The 21,407-nt window shown below is 39.0% G+C and carries 32 protein-coding genes; all 32 read right to left on the reverse strand.

Translation table 11 applies throughout. The features are described 5' to 3' along the window. Positions 1–4: 4 nt before the first annotated feature. The 32 genes from rpsM to rpoC all read right to left on the reverse strand — a co-directional run bounded on the left by rpsM (position 5) and on the right by rpoC (position 21,313). Positions 5–370 carry a 30S ribosomal protein S13 gene (gene rpsM / locus ABE048_RS11300; protein WP_430311383.1) on the reverse strand — a complete coding sequence of 122 codons (366 nt, stop codon included), beginning with the start codon at positions 368–370 and terminating at the stop codon, positions 5–7. A gap of 24 nt (positions 371–394) precedes the next feature. Continuing rightward, complete coding sequence (rpmJ, locus tag ABE048_RS11305) at positions 395–508, reverse strand: 50S ribosomal protein L36 (RefSeq protein ID WP_000868344.1); 114 nt, start codon at positions 506–508, stop codon at positions 395–397. Between the two features lie 37 nt (positions 509–545). Beyond that, positions 546–764, reverse strand: a complete 219-nt coding sequence (gene infA, locus ABE048_RS11310) for a translation initiation factor IF-1 (RefSeq protein WP_038179110.1) — start codon at positions 762–764, stop codon at positions 546–548. Between the two features lie 425 nt (positions 765–1,189). Then, entirely contained in the window at positions 1,190–1,843 is a 654-nt protein-coding gene (locus tag ABE048_RS11315; RefSeq protein WP_430311384.1) for an adenylate kinase, read from the reverse strand. Between the two features lie 65 nt (positions 1,844–1,908). Continuing rightward, a complete protein-coding gene (gene secY / locus ABE048_RS11320; protein WP_430311385.1) occupies positions 1,909–3,195 on the reverse strand; it encodes a preprotein translocase subunit SecY in 1,287 nt (428 codons plus the stop codon). Then, entirely contained in the window at positions 3,195–3,635 is a 441-nt protein-coding gene (rplO, locus tag ABE048_RS11325; RefSeq protein ID WP_430311386.1) for a 50S ribosomal protein L15, read from the reverse strand. Before rplO ends, secY begins: the two co-directional genes overlap by 1 nt. A gap of 32 nt (positions 3,636–3,667) precedes the next feature. Continuing rightward, positions 3,668–3,850 (reverse strand): 50S ribosomal protein L30, encoded by a 183-nt coding sequence (gene rpmD / locus ABE048_RS11330; protein WP_430311387.1) that lies wholly within the window; start codon positions 3,848–3,850, stop codon positions 3,668–3,670. A 14-nt stretch (positions 3,851–3,864) separates the two neighbouring features. Further along, positions 3,865–4,368: a 30S ribosomal protein S5 gene (rpsE, locus tag ABE048_RS11335; RefSeq protein ID WP_430311388.1), complete on the reverse strand. Its 504-nt coding sequence runs from the start codon at positions 4,366–4,368 to the stop codon at positions 3,865–3,867. Between the two features lie 21 nt (positions 4,369–4,389). Next, positions 4,390–4,749: a 50S ribosomal protein L18 gene (gene rplR, locus ABE048_RS11340; RefSeq protein ID WP_430311389.1), complete on the reverse strand. Its 360-nt coding sequence runs from the start codon at positions 4,747–4,749 to the stop codon at positions 4,390–4,392. A 33-nt stretch (positions 4,750–4,782) separates the two neighbouring features. Continuing rightward, entirely contained in the window at positions 4,783–5,322 is a 540-nt protein-coding gene (gene rplF / locus ABE048_RS11345; RefSeq protein ID WP_430311390.1) for a 50S ribosomal protein L6, read from the reverse strand. A gap of 32 nt (positions 5,323–5,354) precedes the next feature. Beyond that, entirely contained in the window at positions 5,355–5,753 is a 399-nt protein-coding gene (rpsH, locus tag ABE048_RS11350) for a 30S ribosomal protein S8 (protein WP_430311391.1), read from the reverse strand. A gap of 30 nt (positions 5,754–5,783) precedes the next feature. Continuing rightward, positions 5,784–5,969: a type Z 30S ribosomal protein S14 gene (locus ABE048_RS11355; protein WP_068450148.1), complete on the reverse strand. Its 186-nt coding sequence runs from the start codon at positions 5,967–5,969 to the stop codon at positions 5,784–5,786. Between the two features lie 17 nt (positions 5,970–5,986). After that, positions 5,987–6,526, reverse strand: a complete 540-nt coding sequence (rplE, locus tag ABE048_RS11360; RefSeq protein WP_430311392.1) for a 50S ribosomal protein L5 — start codon at positions 6,524–6,526, stop codon at positions 5,987–5,989. Between the two features lie 26 nt (positions 6,527–6,552). Beyond that, positions 6,553–6,864 carry a 50S ribosomal protein L24 gene (gene rplX / locus ABE048_RS11365; RefSeq protein WP_430311393.1) on the reverse strand — a complete coding sequence of 104 codons (312 nt, stop codon included), beginning with the start codon at positions 6,862–6,864 and terminating at the stop codon, positions 6,553–6,555. A gap of 35 nt (positions 6,865–6,899) precedes the next feature. After that, positions 6,900–7,268, reverse strand: coding sequence for a 50S ribosomal protein L14 (gene rplN / locus ABE048_RS11370; RefSeq protein ID WP_397536571.1), 369 nt, complete (start codon positions 7,266–7,268; stop codon positions 6,900–6,902). Positions 7,269–7,308: 40 nt separating this feature from the next. After that, positions 7,309–7,572 (reverse strand): 30S ribosomal protein S17, encoded by a 264-nt coding sequence (rpsQ, locus tag ABE048_RS11375; RefSeq protein ID WP_397536572.1) that lies wholly within the window; start codon positions 7,570–7,572, stop codon positions 7,309–7,311. A 20-nt stretch (positions 7,573–7,592) separates the two neighbouring features. Next, a complete protein-coding gene (gene rpmC, locus ABE048_RS11380) occupies positions 7,593–7,793 on the reverse strand; it encodes a 50S ribosomal protein L29 (protein ID WP_430311394.1) in 201 nt (66 codons plus the stop codon). Next, a complete protein-coding gene (rplP, locus tag ABE048_RS11385) occupies positions 7,783–8,217 on the reverse strand; it encodes a 50S ribosomal protein L16 (protein WP_430311395.1) in 435 nt (144 codons plus the stop codon). Before rplP ends, rpmC begins: the two co-directional genes overlap by 11 nt. Before the next feature lies 1 nt (position 8,218). Beyond that, positions 8,219–8,875 (reverse strand): 30S ribosomal protein S3, encoded by a 657-nt coding sequence (rpsC, locus tag ABE048_RS11390; RefSeq protein WP_430311396.1) that lies wholly within the window; start codon positions 8,873–8,875, stop codon positions 8,219–8,221. 3 nt (positions 8,876–8,878) lie between these two features. Continuing rightward, a complete protein-coding gene (gene rplV, locus ABE048_RS11395) occupies positions 8,879–9,223 on the reverse strand; it encodes a 50S ribosomal protein L22 (protein WP_430311397.1) in 345 nt (114 codons plus the stop codon). A 21-nt stretch (positions 9,224–9,244) separates the two neighbouring features. Beyond that, the gene (gene rpsS, locus ABE048_RS11400) at positions 9,245–9,526 is read right to left on the reverse strand and encodes a 30S ribosomal protein S19 (RefSeq protein WP_430311398.1); all 282 of its coding nucleotides are present in this window, start codon (positions 9,524–9,526) and stop codon (positions 9,245–9,247) included. Positions 9,527–9,586: 60 nt separating this feature from the next. Beyond that, positions 9,587–10,417: a 50S ribosomal protein L2 gene (rplB, locus tag ABE048_RS11405; protein WP_430311399.1), complete on the reverse strand. Its 831-nt coding sequence runs from the start codon at positions 10,415–10,417 to the stop codon at positions 9,587–9,589. A 40-nt stretch (positions 10,418–10,457) separates the two neighbouring features. Then, positions 10,458–10,736 (reverse strand): 50S ribosomal protein L23, encoded by a 279-nt coding sequence (rplW, locus tag ABE048_RS11410; protein ID WP_397536576.1) that lies wholly within the window; start codon positions 10,734–10,736, stop codon positions 10,458–10,460. Further along, positions 10,736–11,359 (reverse strand): 50S ribosomal protein L4, encoded by a 624-nt coding sequence (gene rplD / locus ABE048_RS11415; protein ID WP_430311400.1) that lies wholly within the window; start codon positions 11,357–11,359, stop codon positions 10,736–10,738. The genes rplW and rplD overlap by 1 nt, the downstream gene beginning before the upstream one ends. Positions 11,360–11,385: 26 nt before the next feature. Further along, positions 11,386–12,015, reverse strand: coding sequence for a 50S ribosomal protein L3 (rplC, locus tag ABE048_RS11420; RefSeq protein WP_430311401.1), 630 nt, complete (start codon positions 12,013–12,015; stop codon positions 11,386–11,388). 45 nt (positions 12,016–12,060) lie between these two features. Beyond that, on the reverse strand, positions 12,061–12,369 hold the full coding sequence (gene rpsJ / locus ABE048_RS11425) for a 30S ribosomal protein S10 (protein ID WP_004233624.1): 309 nt from the start codon (positions 12,367–12,369) through the stop codon (positions 12,061–12,063). A gap of 475 nt (positions 12,370–12,844) precedes the next feature. Then, on the reverse strand, positions 12,845–14,032 hold the full coding sequence (tuf, locus tag ABE048_RS11430) for an elongation factor Tu (RefSeq protein WP_430311402.1): 1,188 nt from the start codon (positions 14,030–14,032) through the stop codon (positions 12,845–12,847). 145 nt (positions 14,033–14,177) lie between these two features. Continuing rightward, a complete protein-coding gene (fusA, locus tag ABE048_RS11435) occupies positions 14,178–16,259 on the reverse strand; it encodes an elongation factor G (RefSeq protein WP_430311403.1) in 2,082 nt (693 codons plus the stop codon). 42 nt (positions 16,260–16,301) lie between these two features. Next, positions 16,302–16,772, reverse strand: coding sequence for a 30S ribosomal protein S7 (gene rpsG / locus ABE048_RS11440; RefSeq protein ID WP_430311404.1), 471 nt, complete (start codon positions 16,770–16,772; stop codon positions 16,302–16,304). A gap of 35 nt (positions 16,773–16,807) precedes the next feature. Then, complete coding sequence (rpsL, locus tag ABE048_RS11445) at positions 16,808–17,227, reverse strand: 30S ribosomal protein S12 (RefSeq protein WP_102693539.1); 420 nt, start codon at positions 17,225–17,227, stop codon at positions 16,808–16,810. A gap of 96 nt (positions 17,228–17,323) precedes the next feature. Next, the gene (locus tag ABE048_RS11450) at positions 17,324–17,509 is read right to left on the reverse strand and encodes a ribosomal L7Ae/L30e/S12e/Gadd45 family protein (protein ID WP_430311466.1); all 186 of its coding nucleotides are present in this window, start codon (positions 17,507–17,509) and stop codon (positions 17,324–17,326) included. 201 nt (positions 17,510–17,710) lie between these two features. Continuing rightward, positions 17,711–21,313: a DNA-directed RNA polymerase subunit beta' gene (gene rpoC, locus ABE048_RS11455; protein WP_430311405.1), complete on the reverse strand. Its 3,603-nt coding sequence runs from the start codon at positions 21,311–21,313 to the stop codon at positions 17,711–17,713. Positions 21,314–21,407: the final 94 nt, after the last annotated feature.

A 21,407-nucleotide genomic window follows, 5' to 3' on the forward strand; every position in this document is an offset into this window, starting at 1 on the left:
TTAATTATTTTTTCTTGTTAGCTACAGTTTTACGTGGACCTTTACGCGTACGCGCATTGTTTTTAGTATTTTGTCCGCGAACTGGTAAGCCACGACGGTGACGGATACCGCGGAATGAACCGATTTCCATTAGACGTTTGATGTTAAGTGAAGTTTCGCGACGTAAGTCACCTTCAACTTTGTATTTATCTAATTGTTCACGGATTTTGTTTAGTTCGTCCTCAGTTAAGTCACGAACTCGAGTTTCTTCTGAAACACCAGCGTCAGCAAGAACTTTCTTAGCTGTAGTGTTACCGATACCGAAAATGTATGTTAATGAAATTACAACGCGTTTTTCGCGTGGAATGTCAACACCAGCAATACGTGCCATGTACGATGTGCACCTCCTTGGAAATTATCCTTGTTTTTGTTTGTGTTTAGGATTTTCACAGATTACCATTACTTTACCGCGTCGGCGAATAACTTTACATTTTTCGCAGATCGGTTTCACAGATGGTCTCACTTTCATCTAACCTAACCTCCTTAGTGGTCCGGAGCGCAAAAGATTATTTAAAACGGTATGTGATACGACCGCGAGTTAAGTCATATGGAGATAACTCAATTGTTACTTTATCTCCCGGTAAGATGCGAATAAAGTGCATACGAATTTTGCCTGAAACGTGAGCAAGAACTGTATGACCATTTTCTAATTCTACCTTAAACATCGCGTTTGGCAAAGTTTCAACAACTGTGCCTTCGATTTCAATTACATCGTCTTTCGCCATCGACCCTGTCTCCCTTCTATATGCAATTCAGGAACTATCGTCAAATTCACTAGGAATTTGCTAAAAGTTTTGCTGCTTGTCTCAACATATGTTTGGATTGTATGAGAGATGTTCGAAAGACGCTCTTCAGGCTTCGCTTCTCGAACCAAGATTTATGTGCCAGGTAATACTTGTATCTCACACGCTCCCCGGCTACCCTGGATGAGATCCTGCATACCCGTTTACACAGATACTTTTCCACGAAACCCATTATACCTTTTCAGAATAGAGAATGCATCAAGGATAAATGGTATCCTACAAAAGATACAAGCTATTCATCAGTGTATAGACCGGGTACAATATGCTTTTGCAGCTCTCGAAAATAACTTTCCGTTTTGCTACCGCATACTCCCGCGGTTGCAGATATCTGCGCCCTTCATCGGGTATTAGCTGCGGTTGCCTTTTAATAGAGCATCAACATCAGCAAATACATCATTGATATCTTGCTGACCATTAATGTTAGTTAAAACATTTTTCTTGTTGTAAAAATCAAGTAATGGTTGAGATTGCTTAATATTTACTTCCAGACGGTTAGTTACCGTTTCCGGATTATCGTCTGCTCTTTGATAAAGTTCTCCTCCATCTTTATCGCATTTTCCTTCCTCTTTTGGAGGATTGAAAACTAAATGATAAGAAGAGCCACATACTTTACAGATACGACGACCTGTTAGACGTTTAATCAATTCTTCTTGTTCTACTTCAATGTTCACAACATGTTCTACCATTTTACCAAGGTCAGAAAGAATTCCATCTAACGCTTCAGCTTGAGTAGTAGTTCGTGGGAATCCATCTAATAGGAAGCCTTGATCACAATCAGGTTGGCTTAAACGTTCACGAACGATTCCAATCGTTACTTCATCGGGTACTAATGCACCTTTATCCATAAACGATTTTGCTTTAAGCCCTAATTCCGTACCATTATTAATAGCTGCACGGAACATATCGCCTGTAGAAATATGAGGGATGTCGTACTTCTCAACAATTTTGTCTGCTTGAGTACCTTTACCAGCACCAGGCAAACCCATTAAAACGATATTCATACGGAGTGCCCCCAATATTAGTATGAAGGTTTTTAGGAACGAATAACGTTCCAAAAAACCAACCTTTATTTCATGAAACCTTTATAGTGTCGTTTTACAAGTTGTGATTCTAATTGTTTCATCGTTTCTAGTGCAACACTAACTACGATTAGCAAACTAGTACCGCCAATTTGTGCAGATGATGGAAGATTTGCAATATTGATAAACAAGATTGGTAGAACTGCCACTACTGACAAGAAAATTGACCCTACAAATGTTAAGCGATATAAGACAGTTGTTAAATAATCTTGAGTGCTTTTACCTGGGCGAATGCCTGGAATATATGCACCTTGTTTTTTCAAATTATCTGCAACTTTTTCTGGATTTACTTGAACAAACGCATAGAAATACGCAAACGCTATAATTAACGCAACGTATAAGATCATCCCAATCGGTTGAGAATAATCAAACGTTCTTTCAATAAATCGTGTAACTTTATTATCTTCAAAGAAAGTAGCAATCGTTCTTGGTGTAACAAGGAATGCTACAGCAAAGATTACTGGAATAACCCCGGCAGAGTTAACTTTCAATGGGAGATGAGATTGTTGTGCCCCACGTTGAGCACCAGAGCCTTTTGCATATTGAATTGGAATTTTACGATTCGCTTGTTGAACATAAATTACTCCAACTACAATGGCAATAGCCGCTAATACAATTACGACAAGCGTAATAATGTTGATGAACAATTGATCACCAGCATTTTCAAACTGTTGAGCATAAATTTGGTTCACTGTATTTGGTAATGCAGCTACGATCCCAGCGAAGATGATAATGGATATACCATTTCCAACACCTTTTTCTGTAATCTGTTCGCCTAGCCATAATAAGAATGCTGTACCAGCAGTTAACACGATTGCAATTGTTAAGTAAGTCAATACTCCCTCTTCTCTAATCAATGAACCGCCGTACATACGGTTAAAACCGTAAGACATAGCGATTGATTGAATAAAGGCAAGAATAATTGCAAAGTATCGTGTAAATTGGGAAATTTTACGTCGACCAACTTCACCTTGTTTTGACCACTCAGTGAACTTCTTCACAACATCCATTTGTAACAGTTGAACAATAATTGACGCCGTAATGTAAGGCATTATCCCCATAGCAAAAATAGAGAAGTTCTTAAGAGCTCCACCGCCAAAAGTATTCAAGAAACCAACCAAACTATATTGATCAGTTTGTTGTAATACTTCAGCATCTACATTTGGTACTGGAACGAATGATCCTATACGGAAAACCACCAACATCAAAAGGGTGAAAATGATTTTATTTCTAATATCTCTCACGCGCATAAAGTTAGAGATTGTTCGAAACATTAAATCACCTCAATGTTTCCGCCGGCATTTTCAATTGCTGCTTTTGCAGACTCAGAAAATTTGTGAGCTTTTACAGTAAGCTTTTTATCAAGAGAACCGTTACCTAAAACTTTGATTCCTGATTTTTCTTTACCCACAACGCCAGTTTCAACAAGTAAAGCTGGTGTAACTTCTGTGCCTTCTTCAAAACGATTTAACGCATCAAGATTTACGATAGCGTATTCTTTGCGGTTAATGTTAGTGAATCCACGTTTTGGTAAACGACGGAAAAGCGGGTTTTGACCACCTTCAAATCCAGGGCGTACTCCGCCGCCTGAACGTGAATTTTGACCTTTGTGACCTCTACCAGAAGTTTTACCGTTACCAGTCGCAATACCACGACCAACACGGTTACGTTCTTTACGTGAACCAGCAGCTGGTTCTAACTCATGAAGTTTCATTAGATGGCACCTCCTTGTTATTAAATTTAAAATTATTTTTCAGTAACTGTTACTAAATGAGCAACTTTAGTGATCGCACCGCGAATAGCTACGTTGTCGGCATGTTCAACAGTTTGATGCATTTTACGTAAACCTAATGCTTCAATAGTTTTACGTTGTGCTGGTTTAGCACCAATAATACTTTTAGTGAGGGTAATTTCTAATTTATTAGCCATTTTGTTTCCCTCCCTTAACCTAGTAATTCTTCTACTGTTTTACCGCGAAGTTTTGCAACTTCTTCAGCTTGTTTTAGTTCAGATAAACCTTTAATAGTTGCACGTACCATGTTGATTGGTGTGTTAGAACCTAAAGATTTAGAAAGAATATCAGTGATACCAGCAAGTTCAAGTACGGCACGTACTGGACCACCAGCGATAACACCTGTACCAGGAGCAGCTGGTTTAATCATGATATTACCTGCACCAAAGTTTCCGATTACTAAGTGAGGTGTAGTACCACCAACACGTGGAACTTCAATTAGGTTTTTCTTCGCATCTTCAACAGCTTTGCGAATAGCATCAGGTACTTCTTGTGCTTTACCTGTACCAAAACCTACATGGCCATTACGATCTCCAACTACAACTAATGCAGTGAAGCGGAAACGACGTCCACCTTTTACAACTTTAGCAACGCGGTTGATTGTAACAACGCGTTCTTCAAGTTCTAGATTGTTTGCGTCAATATTAAGACCCATGAAAAGTATACCTCCTTCTTTTTAAAATTCTAAACCGTTTTCGCGAGCAGCTTCAGCTACAGCTTTTACGCGTCCATGATATAAGTAACCACCGCGGTCAAATACAACAGCTTTGATATTTTTTTCCGCAGCGCGTTTAGCGATTGTTTCACCAATTTTTGTTGCAGCTTCCACATTGCTTGCAGTGCCTTCAAAATCTTTATCCATAGTTGAAGCTGAAGCAAGTGTTACGCCTTGAGTATCGTCAATAATTTGAGCGTAAATGTGTTGATTTGAACGGTATACATTTAAACGTGGTCGTTGTGTAGTACCTGAAATTTTAGCACGTACGCGAGCATGACGTTTTTTACGAACTTGATTTTTATCTTGTTTCGTAATCACAAAGGGTCACTCCTTTCTAATGCTTAAGCAGCATTATTTACCTGTTTTACCTTCTTTACGACGAACGTGTTCGCCTTCGTAACGGATCCCTTTACCTTTATAAGGTTCTGGTGGACGAACGTCACGGATGTTTGAAGCAAGAGCTCCAACTTTTTCTTTAGAAATACCTTTAACAATAACTTTAGTGTTAGAAGGTACTTCAACTTCTAAACCATCTTCTGGTGTGAATTCAACTGGGTGAGAGTAACCAACGTTCAATACAAGTTTTTTACCTTGCAATTGAGCACGATAACCAACCCCAACTAATTCTAATGTTTTAGCGAATCCTTCAGATACACCTGTTACCATGTTAGCAAGTAGAGCACGAGTTGTACCATGGTTTGTACGGTGTTCTTTAGATTCAGAAGGACGTGTTAAAGTAATAACATTACCTTCTTGTTCGATTTTGATATCTTTGTTAAAAGCACGAACTAATTCGCCTTTTGGACCTTTTACAGTTGCTACGTTATCAGCACTTACTGATACAGTAACGCCTGCAGGTACCTCGATTGGCTTTTTACCTATACGAGACATTTAATGTTGCACCTCCATTCTTTTGTTGCTAATTACCAAACGTATGCTAGAACTTCGCCGCCAACTTTTTTAGCGCGAGCTTCTTTGTCTGTTAATAAACCTTGTGAAGTTGATACTAAAGCGATACCTAATCCGTTCAACACTCTAGGTACTTCATCAGTTTTAGCGTAAACACGTAAACCTGGTTTAGAAATACGTTTTAAACCCGTGATAACGCGTTCGTTATTTTGACCGTATTTTAAGAAGATACGGATAATACCTTGTTTGTCATCTTCAACATATTCAACGTCACGAATAAAACCTTCACGCTTAAGAATTTCAGCGATTTCTTTTTTGATATTAGAACCTGGAAGCTCTAATTTTTCGTGACGGACCATGTTAGCATTACGAATGCGTGTAAGCATATCTGCAATTGGATCTGTCATAGTCATTACAATTTACCTCCTTCCCAAATTAGGGGATTACCAGCTGGCTTTTTTAACGCCAGGAATTTGTCCCTTATAAGCAAGTTCACGGAAACAAATACGGCAAAGTTTGAATTTGCGGTATACAGAGTGTGGACGACCACAGCGTTCACAGCGTGTATATTCTTGCACTTTAAACTTTGAACCACGTTGTTGTTTAATGATCATTGATTTTTTAGCCACGTTCTCGCCTCCCTATATTATTTTTGGAATGGCATACCGAATTGTGTTAACAACTCGCGAGCTTCTTCATCAGAGTTCGCAGTAGTAACGATAACGATATCCATACCGCGTACTTTAGAAACTTTATCATAGTCAATTTCAGGGAAAATTAATTGTTCTTTCACACCAAGAGTATAGTTACCGCGACCATCGAATGCTTTTTTAGAAACACCACGGAAGTCACGTACACGTGGAAGAGAAATAGAAATTAGTTTATCTAAGAAATCATACATACGTTCACCACGTAATGTAACTTTTGCACCGATTGGCATACCTTCACGAAGGCGGAAGCCAGCGATAGATTTTTTAGCTTTAGTAATTACTGGTTTTTGACCAGTGATTGCTGTTAATTCTTCTACAGCTGCATCAAGAACTTTAGAGTTTTGAACAGCGTCACCAACACCCATGTTGATAACGATTTTTTCAACTTTTGGCACTTGCATAATTGAAGTGTATTCGAATTTGCTCATAAGAGCTGAAGAAACTTCATTTACATATTTTTCTTTTAGGCGGTTCATGTTTGTACCTCCCTTCTCTTTTAAACTTATTTATCGATTACTGTACCTGATTTTTTTGATACACGAACTTTTTTGCCATCTTCAACTTTATAACCTACGCGAGTCGGCTCGCCAGATTTTGGGTCGATAAGCATTACGTTCGAAATGTGAATTGCTGCCTCTTGGCTGACAATTCCACCTTGTGGATTAAGTTGGTTAGGTTTTACGTGTTTTTTAACGATGTTAACACCTTCAACTAACACGCGATCTTTTTTAGGAAAAGCAGCTAGGATTACACCTGTTTTGCCTTTATCTTTACCTGTAATAACCATTACTTTGTCGCCTTTTTTAACATGCATTCTGTCGCACCTCCTTGATTGGCACTTTCATGTAATTAAAGAACTTCCGGAGCTAATGAAACAATTTTCATAAAGCTGTTGTCACGTAATTCACGTGCAACTGGTCCGAAAATACGTGTTCCGCGTGGTGATTTATCATCTTTAATGATTACACATGCGTTTTCATCAAATTTGATATAAGTTCCGTCTTTACGACGAACGCCGCTTTTCGTACGAACGATAACAGCTTTAACTACTTCACCCTTCTTGACAACGCCACCTGGTGTTGCTTTCTTGACTGTACAAACAATAACATCACCGATGTTAGCTGTTTTACGACCAGAACCACCAAGTACTTTAATAGTTAAAACTTCTTTCGCACCTGAGTTGTCGGCAACTTTCAAACGACTTTCTTGTTGAATCACTTAGGTTACCTCCCTTCGGACTATGTTGTTCCGAATTATATTAGATAATAACCGCTTTTTCTACAACTTCAACTAAACGGAAGCGTTTAGTAGCTGATAGCGGACGAGTTTCCATAATGCGTACGATATCTCCAACTTTAGCTACGTTGTTTTCATCATGCGCTTTGAACTTTTTAGAGTATTTTACACGTTTACCATAAAGCGAATGCTTTTTGTAAGTTTCAACCATAACAGTGACTGTTTTGTCCATTTTGTCTGAAACTACGCGGCCTGTGTAAACTTTGCGTTGGTTACGCTCAGTCATGCTTGCAAACCTCCTCTTTATCAGTTATTTGCACTGATTTCTCTTTCGCGAATCACAGTTTTCATTCGTGCAATCGCTTTGCGTACTTCACGAATGCGAGCTGTGTTTTCTAATTGACCAGTCGCCAATTGGAAGCGAAGGTTGAAAAGCTCTTCTTTCAGTGATTTTACTTTTACTTCGATCTCTGCACTTGTAAGTTCACGGATTTCATTAGCTTTCATTAGATTCACCACCAATTTCTTCACGTTTAACAATCTTACATTTAACAGGTAATTTATGTGATGCTAAACGAAGTGCTTCACGAGCGATTTCTTCAGAAACTCCACCGATTTCAAACATAATTCTACCTGGTTTTACTACGGCTACCCAACCTTCAGGAGCACCTTTCCCTGAACCCATACGTACTTCAAGAGGCTTTTTAGTGTATGGTTTGTGCGGGAAGATTTTAATCCAAACTTTACCGCCACGTTTTGTATAACGAGTCATAGCAATACGTGCAGCTTCTATTTGACGGTTAGTGATCCAGCTAGCTTCTAGAGCTTGCAAACCGAATTCACCGAAAACAATTTCAGTACCGCCTTTAGCTTCACCACGCATTTTGCCACGGTGTACACGACGGTATTTAACGCGTTTTGGCAATAACATATTATTTGCCTCCTTCCACAGAGTTCTTCTTAACTGGAAGGACTTCACCGCGGTAGATCCATACTTTAACACCTAATTTACCATAAGTAGTGTCAGCTTCTGCATGAGCATAATCAATGTCAGCGCGAAGAGTATGAAGCGGAACAGTTCCTTCACTGTAATGTTCAGCACGAGCGATATCAGCGCCACCTAGACGACCAGATACTTGAGTTTTAATACCTTGAGCACCTGAACGAATTGTACGTTGAATTGCTTGTTTTTGTGCACGACGGAATGATACACGGTTTTCTAATTGGCGAGCAATATTTTCAGCTACCAATTTAGCATCAAGATCAGCACGTTTAATTTCAACAATGTTGATGTGTACGCGTTTACCAGTCATTTCGTTAAGGTTTTTACGAAGTGATTCAACTTCAGTACCGCCTTTACCGATAACCATACCTGGTTTCGCAGTGCTAATTGTGATGTTAACTTTATTTGCAGCACGTTCGATTTCAACTTTAGAAACCGATGCTTCTTTTAATCTAGTTTCGATGAATTTACGAACTTTAATGTCTTCGTGAAGTAATGTAGCATAGTCTTTTTCTGCGTACCATCTAGATTCCCAGTCACGAATGACACCGACACGTAATCCTATTGGATGTACTTTTTGTCCCACGTATTATCCCTCCTTCTTCTCAGATACCACGATTGTAATGTGGCTTGTACGTTTGTTAATTGCGCTTGCACGTCCTTGAGCACGTGGACGGAAACGTTTCAATGTTGGACCTTCGTCAACGAATACTTCTGAAATTACTAAGTTGTTAACGTCTAAATCATAATTGTGTTCAGCGTTAGCGACTGCAGATTTTAGCACTTTTTCAACAACAGGAGATGCTGCTTTTGGAGTGTGACGTAAAATCGCAACTGCTTCACCAATTTGCTTACCTCGGATTAAATCAACTACTAAGCGGACTTTACGAGGAGCAATACGAACTGTGCGAGCAATAGCTTTAGCTTGTTGCATCAGGATTTACCTCCCCTCAAATTAGCGTACTGATGTTTTCTTATCATCTGCACCGTGTCCTTTGTAAGTACGAGTTGGTGCAAATTCGCCTAGTTTATGACCTACCATATCTTCAGTCACGTATACAGGCACGTGTTTACGTCCATCATATACAGCGATTGTTAAACCGATAAAGTTCGGGAAGATTGTAGAGCGGCGAGACCAAGTTTTGATCACTTGTTTTTTTTCTGAATCTTGTTGAGCTTCCACTTTTTTCATTAAGTGTTCGTCAACAAAAGGTCCTTTTTTCAAGCTACGACCCATTTTGGAACCTCCCTCCGTGATATCACCACGGTTCTCTCATTGAACCGTAGTCTAATCACATTATTTTTTACGACGACGAATGATAAGTTTGTCGGATTTGTTTTTCTTGTTACGAGTTTTGTAACCAAGTGCTGGTTTACCCCAAGGAGTCATTGGTGATTTACGTCCTACTGGAGCTTTACCTTCACCACCACCGTGTGGGTGATCGTTAGGGTTCATTACAGAACCACGAACAGTTGGGCGTTTACCTAACCAACGAGTACGACCAGCTTTACCAATGTGGATTAGTTCGTGTTGTTCGTTACCAACTGCACCAATAGTAGCGCGGCATGTACCTAGAATCATACGAACTTCGCCTGATTGGAGACGAATAATTACGTATTTATCTTCTTTACCTAGAATTTGAGCAGATGTACCAGCAGAACGTACTAGCTGACCACCTTTTCCAGGTTTCATTTCGATATTGTGGATTGTTGTACCCATAGGGATGTTTGATAATGGTAGGGCGTTACCTACTTTAATATCAACTTCTGGACCTGATACAATTGTCATTCCAACTTCTAGACCTTTAGGTGCTAGGATATAACGTTTTTCTCCATCAGCATAGTTTATTAATGCGATGTTTACAGATCGGTTTGGATCATATTCGATAGTAGCAACGCGTCCTGGAATGCCATCTTTCAAACGTTTGAAATCAATGACACGGTATTGGCGTTTGTGGCCACCACCATGATGACGAACAGTGATTTTACCTTGGTTGTTACGACCAGCTTTGCGTTTTGTAGATTCTAACAATGATTTTTCTGGTTTGTTAGTAGTAATCTCAGCAAAGTCAGATGATGTCATGTTACGACGACCATTTGAGGTAGGCTTATACTTTTTAATCGCCATTTGTGTTCCCTCCTTCTTTATTGTTCATATTGAACGATCATTACATTTCGAATAATTCGATTTCGCCTTCAGCTAATTTAACGATAGCTTTACGACGTTTGTTTGTGTAACCACCGAATTTACCGACACGTTTGAATTTACCTTTGTAGTTCATGATGTTGACTTTTTCAACTTTCACGCCAAAGATTTCTTCAACAGCATCTTTTACTTCTGTTTTGTTGGCACGAGTGTCAACTTCAAAAGTGTATTTGTTTTCTGCCATTTGTTCTGAAGAACGCTCAGTAATGACAGGACGTTTTAATACATTACGTGCTTCCATTAACCAAGCACCTCCTCAACTTTTTGTACTGCAGCTTGAGTGAATACAACTTTATCGTGACCTACAAGATCAAGAACATTGATTCCAGCAGCAGTTAGAACTGTTACACCTTGGATGTTACGAGCAGATAATGCTACGTTTTCATCTAAGTCTGCAGTTACAAATAATGCTTTAGATTCGATTGAAAGATCAGATAGAACTTTCGCGAAATCTTTTGTTTTTGGTGCATCTAATTTAAGAGCATCTAAAACTAAGAAGTTTGTTTCAGCAACCTTTGTTGATAATGCTGATTTAAGAGCTAAACGACGAACTTTTTTAGGAAGTTTATAGCTGTAGCTACGAGGTGTTGGGCCGAATACAATACCACCGCCACGCCATTGTGGAGAACGGATAGAACCTTGACGAGCACGACCTGTACCTTTTTGACGCCATGGTTTACGACCACCACCAGCAACTTCAGAACGGTTTTTAACTTTATGTGTACCTTGACGTAGTGAAGCGCGTTGAGCGATTATAGCGTCAAATAACACTGATTGGTTTGGTTCAATTCCGAAGATCGCATCGTTTAATTCGATTTCGCCTACAGAAGAACCTGTTTGACTAAGTACGTTAACTTTTGTCATTCCTGTTTCCTCCTTTCTTCGGAAAATTAGTTAGCTTTAATAGCAGATTTAACTGTTACTAATGCTTTACGAGAACCAGGAACATTACCTTTAATAAGTAGCAAGTTGCGTTCAGCATCAACTTTAACAATTGTTAAGTTTTGAATTGTTACTGTGTTGCCACCCATTTGACCAGGTAATTTTTTTTGTTTGAATACGCGGTTCGGAGCAACTGGACCCATTGAACCAGGACGACGATGGTAACGAGAGCCGTGGGCCATTGGTCCACGAGATTGTCCGTGGCGTTTGATAACACCTTGGAAACCTTTACCTTTAGTAACACCTGTTACATCTACTACATCGCCTTCTGCGAAAATTTCAACTTTGACTTCTTGACCAACTTCGTACTCAGCTAAGTTTACATCGCGAATTTCGCGGATGAAGCGCTTAGGAGTAGTGTTTGCTTTAGCTACGTGTCCTTTTTCAGGTTTGTTTGAAAGTTTTTCACGTTTATCGTCGAAACCGATTTGGATAGCTTCGTAGCCATCTGCTTCAGCTGTTTTCTTTTGAAGTACTACGTTTGGCGCAGCTTCAACAACAGTTACAGGGATTAAATCACCATTCTCAGCAAAAACTTGCGTCATACCGATTTTTCTACCTAAGATTCCTTTGGTCATTCGTCACACCTCCTATGAATTTTGGAATATATTTTACTTTTACCATTATAGTTTGATTTCAATATCAACGCCTGATGGTAAATCTAATTTCATTAACGCATCAACAGTTTGAGGTGTTGGGTTAACGATATCGATTAGACGTTTATGTGTACGCATTTCAAATTGTTCACGAGAATCTTTGTACTTATGAACCGCACGTAAAATAGTGTAAACAGATTTTTCAGTTGGAAGTGGTATCGGACCTGATACACTCGCTCCCGAACGTTTTGCAGTTTCCACAATTTTCTCAGCAGATTGATCAAGAATTCGGTGATCATATGCTTTTAAACGAATACGAATCTTTTGTTTTGCCATTATTTCCCCTCCTTTTCGCCTATTCCCTAGACATTCTCCACGGAAATTTCCCACACACGCGCCATGGCAATGCGGCCGGGTGTGCCGGCAACCTCCCGCTTCATCGCAGTCAAAGACCAACATTTAATATTATACATAGAATACGGCGAATAAGCAAGTGATTTCGCTAAATTCTTTTCAATGTTGGAGATTTTCTTTACTCTTCTTATTACTGCTTTTTTCACGCTCTCAATTATATAAAAAACAATAGACTTTGACAATTATTTTGTTTGTTATTTTACTATTACATATATAATAGCAAACTTCCTTAATAATTATTAATCATTACTTACTGAGCCCACAAATATGATGAATAATAATAAAATACAATTTACCCGAAAAATTTATATCTAGATTGCTTCTATAGAATTAAAGTATAAAAAAAACCATTCCGTGTGCACTAGGAATGGTTTTAAAAAGCTAGTTAAAGCTTTTATTATTTAACAATAGTTGATACTACGCCAGCGCCTACAGTACGGCCACCTTCACGGATTGAGAATTTAGTACCTTCTTCAATAGCGATTGGGTGAATTAATTCTACGTTCATTTCTGTGTTATCGCCAGGCATGATCATTTCTACGCCTTCTGGTAGAGTGATTACGCCAGTAACATCAGTTGTACGGAAGTAGAATTGTGGACGGTAGTTAGAGAAGAATGGAGTATGACGGCCACCTTCTTCTTTAGATAAAACGTAAACTTCAGCTTTGAATGTAGTATGTGGAGTGATTGTACCTGGTTTAGCAAGTACTTGTCCACGTTGGATATCTTCACGAGCTACACCACGAAGTAAAGCACCGATGTTATCGCCTGCTTCAGCGTAGTCTAATAATTTACGGAACATTTCAACGCCTGTTACAGTTGTTTGTTTAGTTTCTTCTGTGATACCTACGATATCAATAACGTCACCAACTTTACATTGACCGCGTTCTACACGACCAGTTGCAACTGTACCACGACCAGTGATAGAGAATACGTCTTCGACTGGCATCATGAATGGTTTGTCAGTTTGACGTTCTGGAGTTGGGATATAAGAATCTACAGCGTCCATTAATTCGATGATTTTTTCTTCCCATTCTGCTTCGCCTTCAAGAGCTTTAAGAGCAGAACCTTTGATTACAGGAACATCATCGCCTGGGAAATCGTATTCAGATAGTAAGTCACGAACTTCCATTTCTACTAATTCAAGTAATTCTTCGTCGTCTACCATATCGCATTTGTTTAAGAATACTACTAGGTAAGGAACACCTACTTGACGAGATAATAGGATGTGTTCACGAGTTTGAGGCATTGGACCATCAGCAGCAGATACTACTAAGATACCGCCGTCCATTTGAGCAGCACCAGTGATCATGTTTTTAACATAGTCAGCGTGTCCTGGGCAGTCAACGTGAGCATAGTGACGAGTTTCAGTTTCATATTCGATGTGAGAAGTGTTGATTGTGATACCGCGTTCTTTTTCTTCAGGAGCGTTATCAATTTGATCGTATGATTTAGCTTCTCCACCCATTTTTTTAGAAAGAACTGTAGCGATTGCAGCAGTTAATGTAGTTTTACCATGGTCAACGTGTCCGATTGTACCAATGTTAGCATGTGTTTTAGAACGGTCGAATTTTTCTTTAGCCATTTTAAAATTGCCTCCTCAGGGTTATAAGTTTTAGTTTATAGTTATGTATCTTCAGGGAATAGGGCCCTATCCCTTGAAGATAACATAGCTTACATGTTATTTATACTTGATAACAAGGTAAAATTCAATTAAAAAATTGATTTAATTATTCACCTTTGTTTTGTTTAATGATTTCTTCACCAATAGATTTTGGTACATCTTCATAATGGTCAAATACCATTGAGAACGTACCGCGACCTTGTGTAGCTGAACGTAAAGTTGTTGCATAACCGAACATTTCAGCAAGTGGAACCATTGCACGAACAACTTGAGCGTTACCGCGAGCTTCCATACCTTCTACGCGACCACGGCGAGAAGTAATGTTACCCATGATATCACCAAGATATTCTTCTGGCATTACAACTTCTACTTTCATAATTGGTTCTAATAGAACTGGGTTACATTTAGAAACTGCGTTTTTAAGAGCCATTGAAGCAGCTACTTTAAATGCCATTTCGTTTGAATCGACATCATGGTAAGAACCATCGAATAATTTCGCTTTAATGTCGATTAATGGGAATCCAGCAAGGACACCATTTTGTAATGAATCTCGAAGACCTGCTTCTACAGCTGGAATGTATTCACGAGGAACTACACCACCAACGATAGCGTTTTCGAATTCAAATCCTTTACCTTCTTCGTTTGGTTCAAATTCGATCCAAACGTGACCGTATTGACCACGACCACCTGATTGACGTACAAATTTACCTTCAACTTGAGCTCCAGAACGGAAAGTTTCACGGTAAGATACTTGAGGAGCACCTACGTTAGCTTCAACGTGGAATTCGCGTTTCATACGGTCAACGATGATATCAAGGTGAAGTTCACCCATACCAGAGATGATTGTTTGGCCAGTTTCTGTGTCAGTGTGAGCACGGAAAGTAGGATCTTCTTCTTGTAATTTTTGTAAAGCTTGTCCCATTTTATCTTGGTCAGCTTTAGATTTTGGTTCTACAGAAAGAGAGATAACTGGTTCAGGGAATTCCATTGATTCAAGAATAACTAAGTTATTTTCGTCACATAGAGTATCACCTGTAGTAGTAGCTTTAAGGCCTACAGCTGCTGCGATATCTCCAGCATATACTGTTTCGATCTCTGCACGAGAGTTAGCGTGCATTTGTAAGATACGACCTACGCGTTCACGTTTACCTTTTGTAGAGTTTGTTACGTATGAACCTGATTGAAGAACACCAGAGTAAACACGGAAGAAAGTTAATTTACCAACATAAGGGTCAGTCATAACTTTGAACGCTAACGCTGAGAATGGTTCTTCATCAGATGAGTGACGTACGATGTCTTCATCGCCATCAACAGAAGTACCTTTAATAGAAGCAACGTCTGTTGGAGCTGGAAGGTAATCAATTACTGCATCAAGCATTAATTGAACACCTTTGTTTTTGAATGCAGTACCACAAGTTACAGGGTAGAATTCAACGCTTAAAGTAGCTTTACGGATAGCTGCTTTAAGTTCTTCTTTAGAGATTTCTTCACCTGCAAAGTATTTTTCCATTAAATCTTCATCAAGCTCAGCTACAGCTTCGATCAATTTTTCACGATATTCTTCTGCTTGAGCTTTGTATTCTTCTGGAATTTCACGAACTTCAGCGTTTGAACCGTCATCGCCTTCTTTGTAGAATGTAGCGTTCATTTCTACAAGGTCAATGATTGCATTGAATTCATCTTCAGCACCAATTGGTAATTGGATTGGATGAGCGTTAGCTTCTAAACGTTCGTGTAAAGTTTTTACAGAATATAAGAAGTCAGCACCGATTTTATCCATTTTGTTGATGAATACGATACGTGGAACGCCGTAAGTTGTTGCTTGACGCCATACTGTTTCAGTTTGTGGTTCTACACCTGATTGTGCATCAAGTACAGTCACAGCACCATCAAGTACACGAAGAGAACGTTCAACTTCTACAGTGAAATCTACGTGTCCTGGTGTGTCGATAATGTTAACTCGGTTACCTTTCCATTGAGCTGTTGTAGCAGCAGAAGTGATAGTGATACCACGTTCTTGCTCTTGCTCCATCCAGTCCATTTGAGAAGCACCTTCGTGAGTTTCACCGATTTTGTGAATCTTACCAGTGTAATAAAGGATACGCTCAGTTGTTGTTGTTTTACCAGCATCAATGTGGGCCATGATTCCAATATTACGAGTGTTTTCAAGGGAGAACTCTCTAGTCATGCGGTCTTTCTCCTTCCATAATGGATTAAGATTAAATTATGATTACCAACGGTAGTGAGCGAATGCTTTGTTCGCTTCTGCCATTTTATGCATATCTTCACGTTTTTTAACTGATGCACCAGTGTTGTTAGAAGCATCTAGAATTTCGTTAGCTAGACGTTCTTCCATTGTTTTTTCGCCACGAAGACGAGAGTAGTTTACTAGGTAACGAAGACCAAGAGTTGTACGGCGTTCCGGGCGTACTTCTACTGGTACTTGATAGTTAGCACCACCTACACGGCGAGCACGAACTTCAAGAACTGGCATTACATTGTTTAATGCTGCATCGAATACTTCTAGAGGATCTTTATCTGAGCGTTCTTTAACTAATTCGAAAGCTCCGTATAAGATTTTTTGAGAAGTACCTCTTTTACCATCTACCATCATTTTATTGATTAAACGAGTTACTAGTTTTGAATTATAAATTGGATCTGGTAACACGTCACGTTTGGAAACAGGACCTTTACGAGGCATTTGTTTTCCTCCTTTCAGCTACAAGCTAATTTAAATTATTTTTTTTCTTTTGGTTTTTTAGCACCATATAGAGAACGAGATTGCATACGGCCGTTTACTGCAGCTGTATCTAATGCACCACGTACAACGTGATAACGTACCCCTGGTAAATCTTTTACACGACCGCCACGAATAAGAACAACACTGTGTTCTTGTAAGTTATGGCCTTCACCAGGAATGTAAGCATTAACCTCGATTTGGTTTGTTAAACGTACACGAGCGTATTTACGTAACGCTGAGTTTGGTTTTTTTGGAGTCATTGTACCAACACGTGTACAAACACCGCGTTTTTGTGGAGAGTTAACATCAGTCAATGATTTCGCAAAGCTGTTGTAACTTTTGTTTAACGCTGGTGATTTTGATTTTTTACTTTTGGATTGACGAGGCTTACGTACTAATTGGTTAATTGTAGGCATCGATTTTTCCTCCCTTCATTTCGTTTCTTAAATCCACACATCCAGGTGGTTCATTTTTGGGTAAAAAACAAAGTCTTTGCGTGATCACCGCAAAAACTACCATTCAGTAATTGCATTAACTGCAGCACCTACATGAATTTCGCAGGCTCTACCAAGTTCTCTCTTCGAGTCTACAAATACAACGGGAATACCATTTCCTTGTGCTATTGCACCGCATGCGTGGTCATTCGAACGTCTGCATTTAGAGCAACGAAAACTTCGGTAACATGACCAGTTTGTAATGCTTTAACTGTTTGTTTCATACCAACGATTGTTTTGTTAGCCTATTTGACTTTTTCATAAGACATTTGCATATCCTTCGAAATGATAGACAATCAACTATCAACCTAAAATATATTAACACCCAACAGTTATGTTGTCAATAAATATTAATAAAAATTACAAGGAGGGGTATGAACCTCCTCCTTGTATTTTCCTTAAAAATTACTCAGCAGTAAGTGTTTCTTGAGCTTTTTCTGCTTCGCTTTCAGCCATTTTAATTTGACGGTAGCGTTGCATACCTGTACCAGCTGGAACAAGTTTACCTAAGATAACATTTTCTTTAAGACCAAGTAATTCATCACGTTTACCTTTGATTGCAGCATCCGTTAAGACACGTGTTGTTTCTTGGAATGATGCAGCAGATAAGAATGATTCTGTTTCAAGTGAAGCTTTTGTAATACCAAGGATTACCGGGCGACAAGTTGCAGGGATTTTGCCTGCATGTATAGCTTCAGCATTTGCTTCAGAGAATTGGTGAATATCAAGCAAACTACCTGGAAGCAATTCTGTTTCACCTGCTTCAATAACACGTACTTTACGAAGCATTTGGCGAACCATTACTTCGACGTGTTTATCGCCAATTTCTACCCCTTGCATACGGTATACTTTTTGTACTTCTTTTAGTAGATATTCTTCTACAGAAGCAACATCTGTTACTTTCAATAATTCTTTAGGGTCAATAGAACCCTCTGTTAGAATTTGACCGTGTTTTACTTGTTCGTTTAATTGTACTTTTAAACGAGCATTGTAAGGAGCTAAGTATTTACGAGTTTCAACTGCACCTGTAACTGTAATTTCTTTTTGTCCTTCACGAATTTCTTCAATATCAGATACAACCCCAGCGATTTCAGTAATTACTGCTTGACCTTTAGGGTTTCGTGATTCGAAAATTTCTTGGATACGTGGAAGACCTTGAGTGATATCGGCACCTGCTACACCACCTTGGTGGAATGTACGCATTGTTAATTGTGTACCCGGTTCACCGATAGATTGAGCGGCGATGATACCAACTGCTTCACCCACTTCAACTTTATCACCAGTTGCTAAGTTCATGCCGTAACATTTTTTACATACACCATGTTTAGTATTACATGTAAATGCAGAGCGAATTGTCACTTCTTCAATACCAGCTTCATCAATTTGGCGAGCTAATTCTTGTGTGATCAATTGATCTCTAGCTACGACAACTTCATTTGTTTCTGGATGACGAATTGTTTTCTTAGCATAACGGCCAATAACACGTTCATCTAGTGCTTCGATGATTTCTGTTCCTTCTCTTAATGAAGAAATCGTTAAACCTCGGTCAGTACCACAATCATCTTCACGGACGATAACATCTTGTGCAACGTCAACTAGACGACGAGTAAGGTAACCTGAATCGGCTGTTTTAAGTGCTGTATCAGCAAGACCTTTACGAGCACCGTGAGTAGAGATGAAGTATTCCAATACTGTTAAACCTTCACGGAATGAAGATTTGATTGGAAGTTCGATAATACGACCAGCCGGGTTGGCCATCAGACCACGCATACCAGCAAGTTGTGTAAAGTTAGAAGCATTACCACGGGCACCAGAGTCACTCATCATAAAGATTGGATTTTCTGCAGGAAGTGAGTCCATCAGTTTAGATTGGATTTCATCTTTTGCAGCACTCCAGAATGAAATAACGCGATCATATCGTTCTTCTTCAGTAATTAAACCACGACGGAATTGTTTCATTACTTTATCTACTTGTTCTTGAGCTTGGTGTAAAATTTCTTGTTTACCTGGTAATACGATGATATCTGAGATACCAATTGAAATACCAGCTTTAGTAGAATATTGGAAACCAAGGTCTTTTAGACGGTCAAGCATTTTAGATGTTTCAGTAATGTGATAACGAGCAAATACTTCGGCAATAACTTTACCTAGATATTTTTTCGTAAATGGTTTAATAATTTCTTGAGATGCTAAATGTTCTTTAATATTAGTTGTTGTTGAAACAAAGTATTTATCTGGTGTTCCATCTTGTAGGTTTGCAGTTGTCGGTTCATTGATGTATGGGAAAGCATCATCAAGTATTTCATTGAAGATAGCTTTACCTACAGTCGTAATCAACAACTTATTATTTTGTTCTGCAGTAAATGTTTTGTTATTCAAAGATGAAGCTTTAATTGCAATACGAGAATGCAAGTGTACTTCTTGGTTTTGATAAGCAACATTTAATTCTTCTGGACCGTAGAAGATTGTACCTTCACCAACAGCACCTTGACGTTCAAGTGTTAAGTAGTAGTTACCCAATACCATATCTTGAGAAGGCGTTACGACTGGTTTACCATCTTTAGGGTTCAAAATATTTTGAGCTGCAAGCATTAATAAACGAGCTTCAGCTTGTGCTTCAGCTGATAATGGAACGTGAACCGCCATTTGGTCACCATCGAAGTCAGCGTTGTATGCTGTACATACTAATGGGTGAAGACGAATTGCTTTACCTTCAATTAAAGTTGGTTCGAATGCTTGAATACCAAGTCTGTGAAGAGTCGGTGCACGGTTAAGTAATACTGGATGTTCTTTCATAATATCTTCAAGTACATCCCATACTTCTTCATGCATACGTTCAATTTTACGTTTTGCCGATTTGATATTATGCGCTAAACCACGCTCAACAAGTTCTTTCATCACGAAAGGTTTAAACAATTCGATTGCCATACCTTTTGGAAGACCACATTGGTACATTTTAAGTGATGGACCTACTACGATTACAGAACGACCAGAGTAGTCAACACGTTTACCAAGTAAGTTTTGGCGGAAACGACCTTGTTTACCTTTTAACATATGAGAAAGAGATTTTAATGGACGGTTACCAGGACCAGTTACTGGACGGCCACGACGACCATTATCAATCAAAGCGTCTACTGCTTCTTGAAGCATACGTTTTTCGTTTTGAACGATAATTCCAGGAGCTCCAAGGTCAAGAAGACGTTTTAAACGGTTATTACGATTAATAACACGACGATATAAGTCATTTAAGTCAGATGTTGCGAATCGACCACCATCTAGTTGTACCATTGGGCGTAATTCTGGAGGAATTACAGGAAGTACATCTAGGATCATCCATTCAGGACGGTTACCTGAATGACGGAATGATTCAACAACTTCTAATCGTTTAATAGCACGAGTGCGGCGTTGGCCTTGTGCAGTTTTCAATTCTTCTTTAAGTGCATCTGTTTCTTTATCAAGATCAATTTCTTGTAGTAATTGTTTGATTGCTTCTGCACCCATTGCAGCTTCAAAAGTTTTACCGTATTTTTCGCGATATGCACGGTATTCTTTTTCTGAAAGCAATTGTTTTTTCTCAAGAGGAGTGTCTGCTGCATCGATTACTACATAAGAAGCAAAATAGATTACTTCTTCAAGTGCACGTGGTGACATATCCAAAATTAATCCCATACGGCTTGGAATACCTTTAAAGTACCAAATGTGTGAGACTGGAGCTGCTAACTCAATGTGGCCCATGCGTTCACGACGTACTTTTGCACGTGTTACTTCTACACCACAACGGTCACAAACTACACCTTTATAGCGTACTCGTTTGTATTTACCACAATGACATTCCCAGTCCTTTGTAGGTCCGAAAATGCGTTCACAGAACAAACCATCTTTTTCTGGTTTAAGTGTACGGTAGTTAATAGTTTCTGGTTTTTTTACTTCTCCATAAGACCATGAGCGAATTTTATCAGGTGAAGCTAAACCGATTTTCATGTACTCAAAATTATTAACGTCTATCAAGGAGCCTACCTCCCTTTATTCTGAAGTCTTAAACGACTTTTCATTAGCTCGACGATTGATTTATAGATAAAAGGGGTTAAGGACAAGCCCATAA

It is taken from the genome of Rummeliibacillus pycnus (genome assembly GCF_050459865.1).
Lineage (GTDB): Bacteria > Bacillota > Bacilli > Bacillales_A > Planococcaceae > Rummeliibacillus > Rummeliibacillus pycnus_B.

Bases quoted from the DNA above. Each gene is read 5' to 3' on its own strand.
- rpsM (WP_430311383.1), bottom strand. From the start codon at position 370: ATGGCACGTATTGCTGGTGTTGACATTCCACGCGAAAAACGCGTTGTA.
- rpmJ (WP_000868344.1), bottom strand. From the start codon at position 508: ATGAAAGTGAGACCATCTGTGAAACCGATCTGCGAAAAATGTAAAGTT.
- infA (WP_038179110.1), bottom strand. From the start codon at position 764: ATGGCGAAAGACGATGTAATTGAAATCGAAGGCACAGTTGTTGAAACT.
- ABE048_RS11315 (WP_430311384.1), bottom strand. From the start codon at position 1,843: ATGAATATCGTTTTAATGGGTTTGCCTGGTGCTGGTAAAGGTACTCAA.
- secY (WP_430311385.1), bottom strand. From the start codon at position 3,195: ATGTTTCGAACAATCTCTAACTTTATGCGCGTGAGAGATATTAGAAAT.
- rplO (WP_430311386.1), bottom strand. From the start codon at position 3,635: ATGAAACTTCATGAGTTAGAACCAGCTGCTGGTTCACGTAAAGAACGT.
- rpmD (WP_430311387.1), bottom strand. From the start codon at position 3,850: ATGGCTAATAAATTAGAAATTACCCTCACTAAAAGTATTATTGGTGCT.
- rpsE (WP_430311388.1), bottom strand. From the start codon at position 4,368: ATGGGTCTTAATATTGACGCAAACAATCTAGAACTTGAAGAACGCGTT.
- rplF (WP_430311390.1), bottom strand. From the start codon at position 5,322: ATGTCTCGTATAGGTAAAAAGCCAATCGAGGTACCTGCAGGCGTTACT.
- rpsH (WP_430311391.1), bottom strand. From the start codon at position 5,753: ATGACTATGACAGATCCAATTGCAGATATGCTTACACGCATTCGTAAT.
- rplE (WP_430311392.1), bottom strand. From the start codon at position 6,526: ATGAACCGCCTAAAAGAAAAATATGTAAATGAAGTTTCTTCAGCTCTT.
- rplX (WP_430311393.1), bottom strand. From the start codon at position 6,864: ATGCATGTTAAAAAAGGCGACAAAGTAATGGTTATTACAGGTAAAGAT.
- rpsQ (WP_397536572.1), bottom strand. From the start codon at position 7,572: ATGACTGAGCGTAACCAACGCAAAGTTTACACAGGCCGCGTAGTTTCA.
- rpmC (WP_430311394.1), bottom strand. From the start codon at position 7,793: ATGAAAGCTAATGAAATCCGTGAACTTACAAGTGCAGAGATCGAAGTA.
- rplP (WP_430311395.1), bottom strand. From the start codon at position 8,217: ATGTTATTGCCAAAACGCGTTAAATACCGTCGTGTACACCGTGGCAAA.
- rplV (WP_430311397.1), bottom strand. From the start codon at position 9,223: ATGCAACAAGCTAAAGCTATTGCTCGCACAGTTCGTATTGCTCCTCGT.
- rpsS (WP_430311398.1), bottom strand. From the start codon at position 9,526: ATGGGTCGTAGCTTGAAAAAAGGACCTTTTGTTGACGAACACTTAATG.
- rplB (WP_430311399.1), bottom strand. From the start codon at position 10,417: ATGGCGATTAAAAAGTATAAGCCTACCTCAAATGGTCGTCGTAACATG.
- rplW (WP_397536576.1), bottom strand. From the start codon at position 10,736: ATGGAAGCACGTAATGTATTAAAACGTCCTGTCATTACTGAGCGTTCT.
- rplD (WP_430311400.1), bottom strand. From the start codon at position 11,359: ATGACAAAAGTTAACGTACTTAGTCAAACAGGTTCTTCTGTAGGCGAA.
- rplC (WP_430311401.1), bottom strand. From the start codon at position 12,015: ATGACCAAAGGAATCTTAGGTAGAAAAATCGGTATGACGCAAGTTTTT.
- rpsJ (WP_004233624.1), bottom strand. From the start codon at position 12,369: ATGGCAAAACAAAAGATTCGTATTCGTTTAAAAGCATATGATCACCGA.
- tuf (WP_430311402.1), bottom strand. From the start codon at position 14,032: ATGGCTAAAGAAAAATTCGACCGTTCTAAAACACATGCTAACATTGGT.
- fusA (WP_430311403.1), bottom strand. From the start codon at position 16,259: ATGACTAGAGAGTTCTCCCTTGAAAACACTCGTAATATTGGAATCATG.
- rpsG (WP_430311404.1), bottom strand. From the start codon at position 16,772: ATGCCTCGTAAAGGTCCTGTTTCCAAACGTGACGTGTTACCAGATCCA.
- rpsL (WP_102693539.1), bottom strand. From the start codon at position 17,227: ATGCCTACAATTAACCAATTAGTACGTAAGCCTCGTCAATCCAAAAGT.